The sequence below is a fragment of the Nocardia citri genome (genome assembly GCF_054065835.1).
This window is the reverse complement of the sequence record NZ_JBSUQM010000010.1, coordinates 138,922-153,798: the sequence shown is the minus strand read 5'-3', so window position 1 is coordinate 153,798 and position 14,877 is coordinate 138,922. Positions and strand designations below refer to the sequence as shown.

The 14,877-nt window shown below is 65.4% G+C and carries 12 protein-coding genes and 1 tRNA gene; 4 read left to right on the top strand and 9 right to left on the bottom strand.

Features of this window, described 5'->3' with window-relative positions; genetic code table 11:
• Nucleotides 1-21 precede the first annotated feature (21 nt).
• Both ACW2Q0_RS16985 and ACW2Q0_RS16980 read right to left on the bottom strand, forming a co-directional pair.
• A complete protein-coding gene (locus tag ACW2Q0_RS16985; protein WP_457191143.1) occupies nt 22-1,074 on the bottom strand; it encodes a tyrosine-type recombinase/integrase in 1,053 nt (350 codons plus the stop codon).
• A complete protein-coding gene (locus ACW2Q0_RS16980) occupies nt 1,071-1,502 on the bottom strand; it encodes a hypothetical protein (RefSeq protein ID WP_457191141.1) in 432 nt (143 codons plus the stop codon). Before ACW2Q0_RS16980 ends, ACW2Q0_RS16985 begins: the two co-directional genes overlap by 4 nt.
• 1,189 nt (nt 1,503-2,691) lie before the next feature.
• On the opposite strand from ACW2Q0_RS16980, the gene ACW2Q0_RS16975 reads away from it, so the two are divergent.
• The gene (locus tag ACW2Q0_RS16975; protein WP_457191139.1) at nt 2,692-4,437 is read left to right on the top strand and encodes a recombinase family protein; all 1,746 of its coding nucleotides are present in this window, start codon (nt 2,692-2,694) and stop codon (nt 4,435-4,437) included.
• Here ACW2Q0_RS16975 and ACW2Q0_RS16970 read toward each other — a convergent pair.
• Nucleotides 4,416-4,503: transfer RNA gene (locus ACW2Q0_RS16970), tRNA-Leu, on the bottom strand. The two genes, ACW2Q0_RS16975 and ACW2Q0_RS16970, sit on opposite strands and share 22 nt — an antisense overlap.
• 692 nt (nt 4,504-5,195) lie before the next feature.
• Between ACW2Q0_RS16970 and ACW2Q0_RS16965 the strand changes: the two genes are divergently transcribed.
• Both ACW2Q0_RS16965 and ACW2Q0_RS16960 read left to right on the top strand, forming a co-directional pair.
• The gene (locus ACW2Q0_RS16965) at nt 5,196-6,557 is read left to right on the top strand and encodes a M20/M25/M40 family metallo-hydrolase (protein WP_457191137.1); all 1,362 of its coding nucleotides are present in this window, start codon (nt 5,196-5,198) and stop codon (nt 6,555-6,557) included.
• 18 nt (nt 6,558-6,575) lie between these two features.
• Complete coding sequence (locus ACW2Q0_RS16960) at nt 6,576-7,112, top strand: YbhB/YbcL family Raf kinase inhibitor-like protein (protein ID WP_457191135.1); 537 nt, start codon at nt 6,576-6,578, stop codon at nt 7,110-7,112.
• Between the two features lie 105 nt (nt 7,113-7,217).
• On the opposite strand, the gene ACW2Q0_RS16955 is transcribed toward ACW2Q0_RS16960, so the two are convergent.
• From ACW2Q0_RS16955 to ACW2Q0_RS16945, 3 genes are all read right to left on the bottom strand, one after another.
• A complete protein-coding gene (locus tag ACW2Q0_RS16955; RefSeq protein ID WP_457191133.1) occupies nt 7,218-9,050 on the bottom strand; it encodes an AMP-dependent synthetase/ligase in 1,833 nt (610 codons plus the stop codon).
• A gap of 240 nt (nt 9,051-9,290) precedes the next feature.
• Nucleotides 9,291-9,947, bottom strand: a complete 657-nt coding sequence (locus ACW2Q0_RS16950) for a GTP cyclohydrolase II (RefSeq protein WP_457191131.1) — start codon at nt 9,945-9,947, stop codon at nt 9,291-9,293.
• Between the two features lie 141 nt (nt 9,948-10,088).
• Entirely contained in the window at nt 10,089-11,591 is a 1,503-nt protein-coding gene (locus tag ACW2Q0_RS16945; protein WP_457191129.1) for a PfkB family carbohydrate kinase, read from the bottom strand.
• 406 nt (nt 11,592-11,997) lie between these two features.
• Between ACW2Q0_RS16945 and ACW2Q0_RS16940 the strand changes: the two genes are divergently transcribed.
• Nucleotides 11,998-12,384: a hypothetical protein gene (locus tag ACW2Q0_RS16940; RefSeq protein WP_457191127.1), complete on the top strand. Its 387-nt coding sequence runs from the start codon at nt 11,998-12,000 to the stop codon at nt 12,382-12,384.
• Between the two features lie 41 nt (nt 12,385-12,425).
• On the opposite strand, the gene ACW2Q0_RS16935 is transcribed toward ACW2Q0_RS16940, so the two are convergent.
• The 3 genes from ACW2Q0_RS16935 to ACW2Q0_RS16925 are packed head-to-tail and all read right to left on the bottom strand — an operon-like array spanning nt 12,426 to nt 14,792.
• Nucleotides 12,426-13,502 carry a quinone-dependent dihydroorotate dehydrogenase gene (locus ACW2Q0_RS16935; protein WP_457191125.1) on the bottom strand — a complete coding sequence of 359 codons (1,077 nt, stop codon included), beginning with the start codon at nt 13,500-13,502 and terminating at the stop codon, nt 12,426-12,428.
• Nucleotides 13,503-13,506: 4 nt separating this feature from the next.
• The gene (locus ACW2Q0_RS16930) at nt 13,507-13,752 is read right to left on the bottom strand and encodes a DUF5703 family protein (RefSeq protein WP_420773543.1); all 246 of its coding nucleotides are present in this window, start codon (nt 13,750-13,752) and stop codon (nt 13,507-13,509) included.
• On the bottom strand, nt 13,752-14,792 hold the full coding sequence (locus ACW2Q0_RS16925; protein ID WP_457191122.1) for a hypothetical protein: 1,041 nt from the start codon (nt 14,790-14,792) through the stop codon (nt 13,752-13,754). The genes ACW2Q0_RS16930 and ACW2Q0_RS16925 overlap by 1 nt, the downstream gene beginning before the upstream one ends.
• Nucleotides 14,793-14,877 lie beyond the last annotated feature (85 nt).

The window sequence follows — 14,877 nt, the reverse complement described above, 5'->3', positions numbered from 1 at the left end:
CAGTCCTTTATCGCGATGCGATCAGCGTGCGGACGGCGTATGCGTGCCCGGCTGGTGTCCGGGGACGAGCGGATGCGGTTCGGCGGTGAGTATCGACAGCGCAGCGGCGACTTCTTGGAGATGGGATTTGACGTAGGTGGCAGTCGTGCCGGGGGCTTTTCCTCGGTGTCCGGCGTATTCGCGGGCGACGGCGTAGCTGAAGGTGCGTTCGACCCAGGTGAGGGTGGTGTGACGTAGCCAGTGCATGCTGATGCCTTGGGCCGCGACCCAAGGCAGGGCCTCGCCGACTCGCCTCCAGATGTAGTCGAAACGCCGTGCGGTGATGGGTTTTCCGTTGCGGTAGCGCAGCAATTGCCCCGACTGCGGGCTATTGCGTTGGGCGGCGTGGTCGAGCAGGTGTCGCATCAAGGTCGGCGACACCGGTTGCCACCGGTCGGTGCCGTCCTTCTCCCGCAGATACACCAGGCATTGGTCGGGGTCGAGGTCGTGCGGGCGCAGCGCGAGCGCACCTCCTCGGCGGCAGGCGGTTTCGACGTGCAGACGCAGGATCAGGGCGTCGAGTTCGGGGTCGTCACCGGTGGTAGCTGCGGTCTGGCACATCTCGGCCAACTGGCCCGAGGGGATCGCGTAGCGCTGCGACGGGCGTCGCACGGGCATGGTGAGTTGGCGGGCGGGGTTGTCACACGGGCGGATCCAGCCGTTGTCCTCGCCGTAGCGGTAGACACAGCGCACCGCGCTGATGAAATGCCGCACCGCGCAGGCGCCGCCGCGGGAGGCGCGGTTGGTGTGGGCGGTGGCTTGGATAGCGCGCGCCTTCTCCTCGAGGTCGGTCTTCGTCGGCTCGTCGAGGCGGTGATCGCTCCACGCTGCGAGAAGGTGCTCGAAGTGGGTGTTGTACGTGCGCAGCGTGCCCTCCGACAACCGCGCCCTCACCTTCGGGATGACCTCGCCGAAGGTCGGCACCGCCGCACCAGTGGTGACGAGATCGGCGGGAGAGATACCCATCTGGGTCAGCAGCACTCGCGCGGCGGCAATGGTCTCGGCGTTCGCCGCAGGCTGCGTCAGTGTCGTCATCGCCGCACCGCCTCGAGGACGCGCAGGCTCGCCGCACACAACTCGTCGAGCGCGACGGGCGGATGGATCAGCAACTGGTTGCGGGTGCGGTGCCCGATCAGCAGGGCACGCTCGCCGATGAACAGGCTCACCCGGCGCTGCAGCCGATACGGGATACGGAAGAATCCGCCCGCGGTGACAAGGACCGGCCCATCCGCGGCTGGTCGGGCCAGCAGCACACCCGCATCCAGGCAGCTCAACTCCAGGCGAGTTCCCGGCCGCCAGTCCAGGACGGCGTAGGCGTGCTTGTCGATGACGCGTCCGGCTTCCCCGACGGTGCACACCCCGTAGACGACCTCACTGTTGGCGACACGCGTCGAGGTCGTGGACACGGGGCCGTGGATGAGTTCCTGCAGCGGCGACTGGGGCGGAATGACAGGTGTGATCACCGTCGATCACCCCCGCCAGCAAACATTTCCGAGGGTGCCGAGGAGCCGATTTCCGGCAGGTGTGCCGCATATCGGCGCAGGTCAGAGCATGGAATCACTGGTCAACCTCCGTGTGTGCGAGTGCACTCGCACACACGGCACCGATATCCAACAAAAATGTTGCAGATCCGTGCGCGAGAGGGGATTCGCGCAACTGATTCGCGACTTCCATGCCGGTTCCAGGTGTTCGAGTGGCCCGATCTGTGACCGTCGGTCCTGGTATCGCGATGGGTAGGGTGTCTAGCCGGCGCACCCCGAATCGTCATCGACTGTCTCAGCTATCGTTTCGGTCGCGGACGTAGTGTGCGAGGGTGAGCGGCTGTTGTCCGGCGGTGATGACCGAAACCGCTTGGGCCATTTCATCGGCCGTGGCGCGGGGCGGGGCACGGTGTTGTGGTGGGCCACGGAGCAGCCTGACAGTTCGGGTAGTCTGGAACGCGGGAGAATCAGCAGACGGGTGGTCAGGAGCCTGACGTGCCCCCTCGTCCGCGACGTCGCTTGCGCGCGTCATGTGGGTGATTTGTCCTCGTCTGTCCGCTAGTGCGAGTCGCGGGTGCGGTGGCCATCGTCTCGGATTGCGGGCGTCGCCAGTTCCTAAGGTCCAGCGGCGACCAGATGATCTCCTGTGCCTCGCCAACCTCACCAGCGTCATCTTCAGCGGATTGCGCTGTGAGAGACCGGGTTCGGACTCGGGCCTCCACGGTGTCAGAGCTGTCACGATCAGCGGGGCGGCGAATTGCGGTAACTGGGACACATTCGGTGGACGGGTTCGGCGTCGAGCAGTGATTCGCAACATAGCCAGACAGTTCACTGGTGATCGTTTAGTACTGGTCGTCGCCGGTCCGGAAACCGGCACAACTGTGGTGGGTTCGCCCACTGTGCCGAAAGATGTACTACGAGTCTTGCGACGCAGTTCTGAGCATCCCGAGTGCACAACAATCTTGTGTCCCACAGTGTGTTTGCAGCGTGGGGGTGCAGATCGTGTGCGCTGACCACAGCAACCGGCGCGTTAACGATGGCAGTGTTGGGCCTGGCATCATCAGAGTTGTTTGCCCCGAACACCCGCCGGAGTTGAATGCCAGCGCGGCCGGGGTGCTGCTCGAGTTGCTGCTGCGACATGCCCGTGAACACCGCGTTGAGAGGGACGACGATGCCGACCGAGTCCAACGAGTGGGCCGTACTCGACGAGTTGCTCGGTCTGGTCCCCGAGGCCGTCGAAAGCAGCGCTGATCAACGCTTCGCGTTCTACGGGCGCTGCTCGACCGAGGACAATCAAGACCCGCAGACCTCTTACCGTTGGCAGCGGGGCAACGCGGAGAAGTTCGTTGGCGAGGGGTCCATCGTGGCGGACTATTTCGATATCGGGCAGTCGCGGTCGGTGCCCTGGCACCGTCGCGGGGAAGCTGCGCGTCTGCTGGCTGATCTGAAGAATCCCGCCCGGGGGTGGTCGGCCATCGTCGTGGGTGAGGGAACACGATGCTGGTTCGGCAACCAGTTCAGTTTGGTCGCGCCGCGGGTCCAAGCCCACGGGGTGCAGGTGTGGGTGCCCGAGCTCGGGGGACGCTTCGACTCACGCAACGTCACGCACTCGATGATGATGAGCATGCTCGGCGGGCTCAGCGAGTCCGAACGCCAACACGTGCAGCAGCGCACCCGCGCCAGCATGGACGCTCAAGTCCTCAACGAAGGCCGACACCAAGGCGGACGCGCGCCCTATGGGTACATGGTGATCGACGGTCCGCCGCATCCCAACCCCAATCGGGCCTGCGATGGGCTCAAACTGCGGATCCTGTCGATCGACGCAGCCACCGCGCCGGTGGTGGCGCGTATCTTCCGTGACTACCTCGCCGGTTGCGGTGACAAAGCCATCGCCATCGCGCTCAACCGAGAAGGTGTCCCCTGCCCGTCGGCGCATCGGCCCGAGCAGAACCGGCACCGTTCCCAAGACGGCTGGCAAGCGGGCACGGTTGCCGCGATCCTGCAGAACCCCCGCTACACCGGCTACGCGGTATTCGGCCGGTGGACCAAACACGAAGAACTTCTCGATCCCGACGACGCCGCCGCCGGCAACATCACCCGGTTCCGGCGATCACCCACCCATCGCGTCGTCCGCTCGAAACGCCCCGCTCACCCGGGCATCGTCTCGGTCGAAACCTTCACCCAAGCACAATTACTGAGGCGCCAGCGTGCGGGCACCAGCAACCGATCACGCGGAAAGCTCGAACGCAACAGAGGGGCCAGCAGTCTGCGTCCGTACCTGCTGAGCGGACTCGTCCGCTGCGATGGGTGTGGCCGAAAGATGCAGGCGGAGTTGGTCCGCGACGCCGTCTATTACAGATGCCGCGCCAAATCCATCGCCCCCGGTAGCCCTCTGCTCCACGACCACCCCCGGACAGTGAACCTGCGCGAAGACGTTGTCGTCGGCCCGATAGACGCTTGGATCGCGAGTCTGTTCGATCGAAACCACCGCGAGAACACCATCGCCGCCCTCATTGCCACCCAGCACACCGACGACACCGACACTCATCGTCGAACACTGCGGCAGCGCGTCACCGACGCCGAAGCCAGACTCACCCGCCATCTCGCCGCGATCGAAGCAGGCGTTGACCCGCAAGCCCTCGTCACAGCCATGAACACCGCACAAGCCGACAAAGCAGCAGCTCGAGCCGAGCTGCAGAATCTCCCCAAAATAGACCGGCTCACCGAAACCGAGATCAGGAAACTGATCGAATCTCTCGGCGACATCCGCGCTGTCCTCGCCGCCGGGAATCCCTCCGACAAGATCCAGCTGTATGCAGCGCTCGACCTCCAGGTGCGCTACCAACACCAACAACAACTCGCAATCGTTGGTGTGACCCCCTGTGGGGTTAGCACTGGTGTCCGGAGGGGGACTTGAACCCCCACGCCCGATAAAGGGCACTAGCACCTCAAGCTAGCGCGTCTGCCATTCCGCCACCCGGACCGGTGTGCTCAGCAAGGTTATCGGATGTGGCCGCGTTGACCAAATCGCGGGTTTAGCTGGGGATTCTCGGTGTGTGTGCGCTTTGCCCGAGCTGTCGGCGAGTACCTACTATTCGAGCCAGTACTTACCAACATCTCTGCAGAACGGGTTGCGATGGGCGGCGAACCGCATCCAGCTCCGATACCAACACCTTGTGCAGGTCGAGCGGCGGCGGGAATTCGACAGTCACTTTCGCGGGCAAGGGAATATGGCCGGGAGATCGCTGATATTCGGCCCCCTGGCTGCGCCGGTGAAATCGGGAAAACCTTCAACCGCAGGCTCCGATTCAAGCGCCAGCCGCCGGGCAATTCGGTCGCCACGCGCGGGCCAACTGCCAGGACGGTCCGACGGTGCTGGCGATGAACGCGGATCCCCGGGCGTTCATTTCCGCCTCGGGAAACCTTTGCTCGCACGCCAGTCGCTCGCACTGTTGATGGATGCGATGGCAGGATCGGAAACTTCATGGATACGGCTTTTCGATCGCGGCTGATCGCGACAGACTCCCATTGGTCTGACCACACAGCGTCCGTGATTGCGATCAGCGTGAATCGACCCCGAACCCGCGCACGATTGCGCACCTCGCGCGAGCGGCGGGTGTCGCGCCAGGCGGCTGTGGCGCCGTGCGGGCGGTGTCAGGTGGTAGGAAAGGGGACGTGTCTGCAACTGGCGAAGTATCCGATCCGAACACCACATCTCGTGCCGTGTCCGAGGTGGTCGAATTGGTCAGTACGCTGATCCGGTTCGACACCTCCAACACCGGGGATCTGGCCACCACCAAGGGCGAACGCGAATGTGCGCAGTGGGTGGCCGATCAGCTGAATCAGGCGGGGTACACGACCGAGTACGTGGAGTCGGGCGCCCCTGGGCGCGGGAATGTGTTCGCGCGGCTGAAGGGTGCCGATTCGAGCCGCGGCGCATTGCTGATCCACGGGCATCTGGATGTGGTGCCCGCCGAGGCCGCGGATTGGAGTGTGCATCCGTTCTCCGGGGCGGTGCGCGACGGCTATGTGTGGGGCCGTGGCGCGATAGACATGAAGGATATGGTCGGCATGATGCTGGCCGTCGCGCGCCAGTTCAAGATCGAGGGGACGGTGCCCCCGCGCGATATCGTCTTCGCCTTCCTCGCCGATGAGGAGAACGGCGGCAAATGGGGTTCGCACTGGCTGGTGGAGAATCGGCCCGACCTGTTCGAGGGGATCACCGAGGCGGTGGGTGAGGTCGGCGGCTTCTCGCTGACCGTGCCGCGCCCGGACGGCACCGACCGCCGGTTGTATCTGGTGGAGACGGCCGAGAAGGGGCTCGGCTGGATGCGGTTGCGCGCCAAGGCCCGTGCTGGTCACGGCTCGTTCCTGCACGAGGACAATGCCGTCACGATTCTGGCGGCGGCCGTGGCGCGACTGGGCAAACACACCTTCCCCCTGGTGCTTTCGGATTCGGTCGCCGAATTCCTGGCCGCGGTCGCCGAGGAGACCGGCCTGGAGTTCGATCCGTCGAGTCCGGATATCGAAGGTCAGCTCGCGAAGTTGGGCACGATCTCCCGCATCATCGGCGCGACCCTGCGCGATACTGCGAATCCGACCATGCTGCAGGCGGGTTACAAGGCTAATGTGATCCCGCAGACCGCCGAGGCGGTCGTCGACTGTCGCGTGGTGCCGGGGCGGCAGGCCGCGTTCGAGCGTGAGGTGGACGAGCTGATCGGCCCGGATGTCGAGCGCGAGTGGATCACCAAACTCGATTCCTACGAAACGACATTCGACGGACATCTCGTCGACGCGATGAACGACGCCGTTCTCGCACACGACCCGCAGGGCCGCACGGTGCCCTATATGCTCTCCGGCGGTACCGATGCAAAGGCCTTCGCCCGCATGGGTATTCGCTGCTTCGGTTTCGCACCGCTGCAGCTGCCACCGGAATTGGACTTCACGGCACTGTTCCACGGTGTCGACGAGCGGGTTCCGGTACAGGCGCTCGAATTCGGCACCCGGGTGCTAGAACACTTCCTGTTGAACAGCTGACGATCGAAAGGACCCACCGTGCCTGATTACTCCTACAACCCCTACGACGCGCTCCCGCAGGTGCCCGGCTTCACGCTGACGTCCGAGGATGTCGCCGATGGCCAGACATTCGACAACGATCAGGTCAGCGGGGCGTTCGGCGCTGGCGGCAAGGATATCTCGCCGCAGCTGTCCTGGTCCGGGTTCCCTACGGAGACAAAGGGTTTCGCAGTCACCGTTTACGATCCGGACGCGCCGACCGCATCCGGCTTCTGGCACTGGGCGGTGGCGAATATCCCGGCGAGCACCACTTCGCTGCCGCGCGGTGCGGGCAGCGAGGGCGGGTCATTGCCCACCGGTGCGGTCACACTGCGCAATGATGGCGGGTTCCCCGGATACGTCGGGGCGGCACCGCCTGCCGGACACGGGTACCACCGTTACTTCATCGTGGTGCACGCCCTCGACGTGGACAAGCTCGAGATCGACGAGAACGCCACTCCCGCCTTCCTCGGTTTCAACCTCTTCTCCCACACCGTGGGCCGCGCGACCATCGTCGCCAAGTACGAGGTCGCCTGAGAAACGGACCAGCCTGCTGGCGGCCCGCCCATGCGCGGTCACCAGCGCACGAAAACTACTGTGGCCCTGAACGTTTGCCCAGGGCCACAGTAGTGTCGGTTGGACTCAGGAGACATTCACGACAGATTCCGGCAACGGCGTGGTATACAGCGCGGCGATCTCGTGGGCATACTTCGCCGCGATCGGGCTGCGCTTGAGCTTCATAGTCGGGGTCAGCTCGTCGCCGCCGGGCTCCCACGGCTGGCCGACCACGGTGAACCGCTTGATCTGCTCGACGCGCGCCAGCTTGCGGTTGGCTGCGGCGCACGCGGCCAGCACCTCGTCGAGGATCTCCTTGCGGGTGGCCAGTGCGGATAGATCGTCTGCGGGCGCATCGATTTCCTTGGCCCGGATGGCGGCGGTGTCCGGATCGAGCACGATCAGCGCGGCGATGAACGGTTTGGCCTCACCTATCGCCACCACCTGCCCGACCAGCGAGGAGGCCGCCTTGACCGCATTCTCGATATTGGTCGGGGAGATGTTCTTACCCGACTCGTTGATGATCAGTTCCTTCTTGCGGTCCACGATGCGCACATAGCCGTCGGCATCGATGGTGGCGACGTCACCGGTGGCCAGCCAGCCGTCGGCATCGAGCGCCTCCTTGGTCTTGTCGGGCTGTTTGCGGTAGCCGTGGGTGACGATCGCGCCGCGTACCAGCAGTTCGCCGTCCTCACCGAGCCGTAGCTCGAGGCCGTCGATGGCCCGGCCGACCGAACCTGGTCGCGGTTTGGCCAGTTCGGTGTAGGTGGCCACACCCGTGGTCTCCGACATGCCCCATACCTCGGAGACGGTCAACCCGAGTCCGAGGAAATATTCGAGGGTTTCGGCCGGGATCGCGGCGGCGCCGGAGGACGCGACCACGAGGTTGTCCAGTCCGAGCGTGGCCCGCAGCTTCGACAGCACCAGCGCATCGGCGAGCTTATGCTGGGCGGCGAGTAGCGGGCTGCGGCCCTTACCCGCCAGATCGGCGCGGGCGGCCGCGACGCCGGTATTGATGGCCCAGTTGGCCAGCGCCTTCTTCACTGGGCTGGCTTCGGTGGCAAGCTTGCCGTCGATACCGGCCTTGATCTTCTGCCACACCCGGGGCACACCGAAGAAGATGGTGGGACGCGCGTCGGGCAGTGCGGCGGCGATCTCGCGCGGATCCGGCACACAGGTGATCAGGATGCCCGTGAGCAGGCTGATGGCGTGTCCGGAAATGCGGTCGGCGACGTGCGCGGCCGGCAGGTAGGAGATGGCGCGGTCGTCGAAGCCGACCCGCAGCGGACCGTTGACCAGCGCGATGATCTGGGCCAGCACATTGCGGTGGGTGATCTCCACACCCTTGGACGGGCCGGTGGTGCCCGAGGTGTAGATCAGCGTGGCGAGATCGTCGGGGGTGACCGCCTGCCAGGCGGCGTCGAAATCGAAGTCGGCGGCCGGATTCGCCTCGAGATCGGCCAGGCTGACCGTATCGGCGGCCGGACCGTCGACCACCACGATGTGCTCGAGCTCGATGCGCGCACCCTTGATCACGTCGAGGAAGGCGCGCTCGGTGATCACCACCTTGTTCTCCGCATTGGTGAACAGATTCGTGATCTGCTCGGGGGAGCTGGTGTTGTAGATCGAGAAGGGAGTGGCGCCCAGATGCAGTGCGGCCGTATCGATCAGATTGAATTCGGGCCGGTTGGTGAGCATGATGCCGACGGTGTCGCCGTGGCCGATGCCGAGTCCGGCGAGTCCGGCCGCGAGCGCGCGCACCCGTTCGCCGTATTCGCGCCAGCTGATCTCCGTGGTGCCGCCGACCGTCCGCAACGCAACCTGATCCGGCCGTAACTTCACGGTCTCCTGGAATGCCGCCGGCACCGTGTACACCGTCTTGCCGGACTCGTGCGCGAAACCGATTTCTGTTGTCGTCATCTTCCCGTTTCCCGATATCTCTGGCGTGCACCGTGCCCGGCGCGACCGTGTGTTCCACACGGTTCCAGCCCCGCTGCTGTTGATAAATTGCAGGGGACGTTATCTCATCATTTCAGGCTGCGGGATAGCACCATGTGGCGCGGCTCACTCATGTTAGCCAGCTCGGGGTAATCGCGTCCGTTACTTGGACGCGGGGAGTGCGCGGCGACGGCGGGCCTGACCGCGCGTCGTCCAGAACCGCTAGATGCGGCTTGGGCGTTCGAGTACCGGCTGTATGTCCGGCGCCCATGGCACGTCGCTGACCGGAATCATGTGCCCACGACGTCGACGCTTCGCATCCAGATATGCTGCGGCCCGCGCACTGAGCACCGGGGTCAGCAATGGTTCCATAATCACCGCCAGACCGGCGGCACTCAGTTCGGCAACCTTGTCCGGATTGTTGGTGAGTAGACGAACTCGGGTCAGTCCGAGATCCTGCAGGCTTTTCGCCGCGTGCACGTAGCTACGACTGTCCACGGGGAATCCGAGCCGCTCGTAGCTGGCGAAAGTGTCCGCGCCCGATCGCTGACTCTCCCGGTAGCCCCGCGCCTTGGCGATCAGCCCGAGACCGCGGCCTTCTTGCTCCAGATAGACCAGGACACCGCTGCCCTCAGCCCAGATCAGGTCCAGGGACTTGTCGAGTTCCGGCCCGCAATCGCAATCGTCCGAGCCGAGCCCCTCGCCGTACAGACACCGCGAATGCACCCGGACCAGACACCCATCGTCGACTTTGCCGAAGACGAGCACATGCCCGCACTCGGCACCGCCGGCCACTTCCATCACACGAACCTGCAACTCCTGCCCTTTGCGGGTGAGCCGATGGGCGGTCTCACCGAGCGTCGGCACAGCTGTGGTCAATGCTCCTCCGAAGACAATGGGACAGTTGGGTTTGCGGCCGTTTGCGGCACGCGAAGACCCGCTGCCACGCAACGACGCAAACTGTAACTCGATCACCCGATTTCGGCGCTCTGAAGTTGCGAGCCACGCCATCGCGTTATGTTACGCGCTGGTCGGCTCTTCGCCGGCGAGGTGCACGATGCGGTCGATGTCCCGGGCCGACGGCATGGCGTCCGGAATATCGCCGAACGACTGTGTCGCGACCATGGCCGCGGTCGCCCAGCGGAATACCGGTTCGTCGGCCGGTCGGCCGGTGGCGACGATCTTCGCTACCAGCGCGGCAGAGAAAGCCGCCGCCGCGCCCGGCGAATCCTCCAGTGCCACAGGGAAATCCGCGATATCAGCAGTGATCTCATCGGACCTGACAATGCATCGGAAGCCATCGATCACGCAGACCCCGCGCACACCCAGACTGCGCAGCCGCTGTGCCACCTCGGCCCCGGACGCGGGTGGGTCCCCGGGCAGCAGTGCGCGCAGTTCCCAGGTCGAGCCCACAAGATAGTCCACGGCGCCGAAGTGCTGGTAGAGATACTGTGGGGCATCGATCGGCGGCGAGGGGTTCACCACCAACGACGGCCGCCGGTCCATCTCCCCGATGGCCGCCAGCACAGCTTTGATCGCATCCGCGGGTTGCTCGAAGGTCAATACGACCGCGTCCGAGGCCGCGAGCGCCTCGCGAAAGCGCGATTCGCTCACCACGTGCGCTCCTTGCCAGATTCGGTCGTCCTCGCAGCCGATCTTGCTGGACACACCCGTGCTGGTGATCATGACCGCGGAGACATTCGTCGTGGCGCCGTTGACCACCTTGACCAGCTCGGTATCGACATTCTCGGTGCGCAAATAGTTGAGGATGTGCCTACCGGCATCGTCGTTGCCCACCGCGGAGATGAGCCGGGACCGGAGTCCGAGCCGCGCGGCCGCCACCGCGCGGTTGAGCCCCTTGCCGCCCGCGTGGACCTCGAAGCTGCCCGGTGTGGATTTGCCCGCCGAAGGAATGTGGCCGATCCGGTAGATGTGGTCGATTACCGCCGATCCGATGACAGTGACCGTGCCGCGGCGCGGCTGTGCGTCCGGCAGTGCGGTCAGCACCTTCGGCTCCGGGGTGAATCTGTAGTGCGAGGTCGCAGAGACCGCTGCGGCCGCGAGCTTGCCCGCCAATTCGGTAAATGCGCGTCGCTCCGGTGTAGCCCGCAACGAACGCACAGTCGGTGCGGACGGAACGAACTCGGCGTCGTACGCCTCGTGCAAAGTATGCCACTGCTCGGTCAGGTACACGCGACGCTCGCCGAGGTCGGCCGCGTACAACCGTTCGAGATCTATTCCGGCGGGCGGATTTTCACGCAATAGGCCCAGGGACAGTTCGGCATCGGCAATCAACCGATTGGTCGGGTCCAACTGTCGCGCGAGGTCGCGAACCACGGGCAAGACGGCTTCCTCCGTCGAGAGCCCCTCCTGGTGCGCTCGCTGGCGGATAACGGACAGATCCAGCAGGGGTGCGACGTCGATCTCCGTGGTGCGCAACCGGTCCGCGCTCAGACCGGAGCGCTTGCTGAGCCGGGTGAGAATGTTGCGGATGGCAACCGTGCGTGAGTCCTGCTGGACCATAGGCGGGCCTGTCCTCCATGACGCTGCGATCGTTCCCTATGTCACTCTCACGATATGCCGAATCGTCCGGGGTTTAGCCGCCGAGTGAACCGGCAATTACCAACTTACAACGGCAATTGACCGTGTTGAATGGCAAATGCCACACTGAGTTACGGCGACCAACCGTCGCCCGCCAGATGACTCGGGAGGGCCTGGTGATGAAAGTGATTCTGCTGATTCGGTACGCACGGCGGCGCGGGGAGCCGAGGGCCGGCGGTACCGACACCGAACTCGTCGCGAACCGCGCCACGGTCTAGGCGAACGAATCCAGCTCGCCGGGACGACATTTCACCCGATCAAGCCGACTTCGTCTCGGTATCACCGTGCAACACGCGCTGCACCAGCGGATGCTCGACAGGAGGCACCCATGACCGTCACGTCCACCGACTGGACCATGATCAGCGACATATCACCGGAGTCCGCCTACCGCGACACCGGTTCCAAGGCCGCGGTGTGGCGGCTGAGCTGGCTGCCCGGCCGACAGCTCACCCGTCAACAGGCAATGGCCGGTATGGAACTCGACGAGATCCTCAGCGATCCGGACATCGTGCACGATCGGCACGCCCACGCCGATGCGGCCATTCTGGCCGACACCGTCGGCATCATCTGGGAACAGGCGGTGATCCTGCTGTCCAAGCGGATCCTGGCCCGCCTGGATCAGAGTCTCGATGAGCACAGCTGCGAACCCACCGGAGATGGCTTCGGCTCGCACCGGATGCCGCGACCCGACCCGACACCGTGGGTGTTCCGATAGCGCGCCGCGAGGCATCGACCGCACGAAACGACCGGCCGGGATCAGGTATGTGCCACGTGCTCCGCGCCGACCGCCTCGGCGATCGAATGGTATCCACCTTCGCGCAGGCGCTGGGCGATCCCGCGGTGGATGTGACGCATCCAGAACGGTCCGCCGTAGATGAAACCGGTGTAGCCCTGCAGCAGGGTGGCGCCGGCGCGGATGCGCTCCCAGGCCTGGTCGGCGGTTTCGATACCACCGACAGAGATGAGCACCAGACGGTCGCCGACGCGGCGGTAGAGCCGCCGCAGCACTTCCAGAGACCGCTCGGCGACCGGGGGCCCGGACAGGCCACCCGCGCCCATGGCCTCGACCTCGGCGGCGGCGGTGCGCAGGCCGTCGCGGCGGATGGTGGTGTTGGTGGCGACGATCCCGGCCAGGCCGAGTTCGACCGCGAGGTCAGCGACGGCGTCGACATCGTCGTCGGACAGGTCGGGGGCGATTTTCACCAGCACCGGGACCTCGACACTGTCGAGAACGGCCTGCAGGACCGGGCGCAGGGATTCGACGGCCTGCAGATCCCGCAGGCCGGGGGTGTTGGGGGAGCTGACATTGACGACGACGAAATCGGCCAGCGGCCCGAGCAGCGATGCGCTCACCGCGTAGTCAGCCGCGGCGTCCGCGGGCTCGACGATTTTCGTTTTACCGATATTCGCGCCGATCGGGACCCCGCCACGGCGGTTGCGCAGATGTTGGGCCGCCGCGGCGGCGCCGTGATTGTTGAAGCCCATCCGGTTGATCAGGCCGTGGTCGGCGGGCAGCCGGAACAGCCGCGGCGCGGGATTGCCCGGTTGGGCTTGTGCGGTGACGGTGCCGATTTCGGCGAATCCGAATCCCAGTGGCGCCCAAGCATTCACACCGTCGGCGTTCTTGTCGAATCCGGCGGCCAGCCCGAGCGGCGCGGGAAAGTCGACGCCGAAGGCACGGTTGCGCAGGATCGGATCGTCAATGGTCAGCACCTTGGTCATGGCCCACCGCGACGGAGCGAACCGGGCGGCCAGCCGCATGACCGTGAACGCCAGATGGTGGACGCGTTCCGGCGGCAGCAGGAACATCAGGCGCAGCAGCAGTGAATACATTTCCTCACATTCCCGGTTCGGGCTGGGGTAGTAGTGCGGTTTTTCGACGCCGCAACAGCACCCGCCGGCTGCCGTCGGTGTAGGCCCGCACCCGTGACAGCTCCCAGCCACCGAATTCGGCTTGGATGGCCAGCCGCATCGACGCCGTCACCCGAGTCACCTCCGGTGGAAGCCGCAGCGGCACGTATTCGTAGTCGTCACTGCTGGTTTCCCAGCTCGCCGGTAACGCTGCGCGTGATTGTGGCGCCATCACTGCCCTTTCTTCCGCTGGTCCGCGCGGATCCGTTGCAGACCGTCTCCGGTCGCGGAACCGACGAACAGGTCACCGGTGCGCTCGTCGATGGTCACCGAGTTCGGTTGGCGAACCGTCGGATAACGGCCCACCTCTTTCGGTATACCCGACGACAGGTCGAATCCGACGACTTCGTTGCTCTGCGTACACGTCACCCACACGGTGTCGGACCGTTGATCGTAGGCAAGCGCGTAAGGCGACGATCCTACCGGGAATCGCTGCCGCAGTACGAGCGGTCCGGCAGTATAGACCAGCAGTTCGTTACCCGCGGTATCGGTGACGGTGATGCGGCCGAACGGATCGGTGATCAGATTGGTTGCGCCGTCGCCCGCGCGAAGTGCCAGGCCGAGGCGGTCTTTGCCGAGGTCGAGCTGGGTGAGCGAGGTCTGGCGGCGGTCCAGGACCGCGACATGATCGCCGGCGAGGGCCACCGCGTCGGCGGAGGCGAGCCCGGAGATGGTGTCGGTGACCTTGCCCTCCGGGGACAGCTCGCGCACCTTGCCGTCGGCGGTGCCGATGAACAGCGTGCCGTCGTCGCGGTAGCGCACCGCTGTGACGTCGCCGTCTACGGGCACCTCGGTGCTTACACCGGTGGCGATATCGACACGCAGGATCCGCCGGGAGGCGGGGATCAGCACTTCACCCGGTTTGCCCTGCGCCAGGCCGACGCCCTTGGTCGGCAGCACGATGGTGCGCAGCACCGGATTCCCGGTGGCGTTGGCGGCGGGGTCGAGGACGAACAGCGTGGCGCTGTTGTCGCGGCTGGCGTCGAGTGCGATCAGTTCGCCGGTGCCCGCCTCGGCGAACAACGCGCCGATCGGGTTGGCCAGCGACCACACATCGCCGGTGGGCTGCGCGGTGCGTTCGGGTGCGACCGCCGCGGTGGCCGCCGGTCGGGTCTCGAGTTTGTCGCTATCGGAGTCCGAGGAGCATCCGGCGAGCAACGCCAGCACCGCCACACCCGCGAGTGCTGCGGGCAGCGAACCATGTAGGCCCATCCACCGAACTCCTTACAGGACGAATCATCCGCTACCGCACCATCTGACCATGGTGGCGCACCTGTCGGGCCGACCGGGGGTGGTC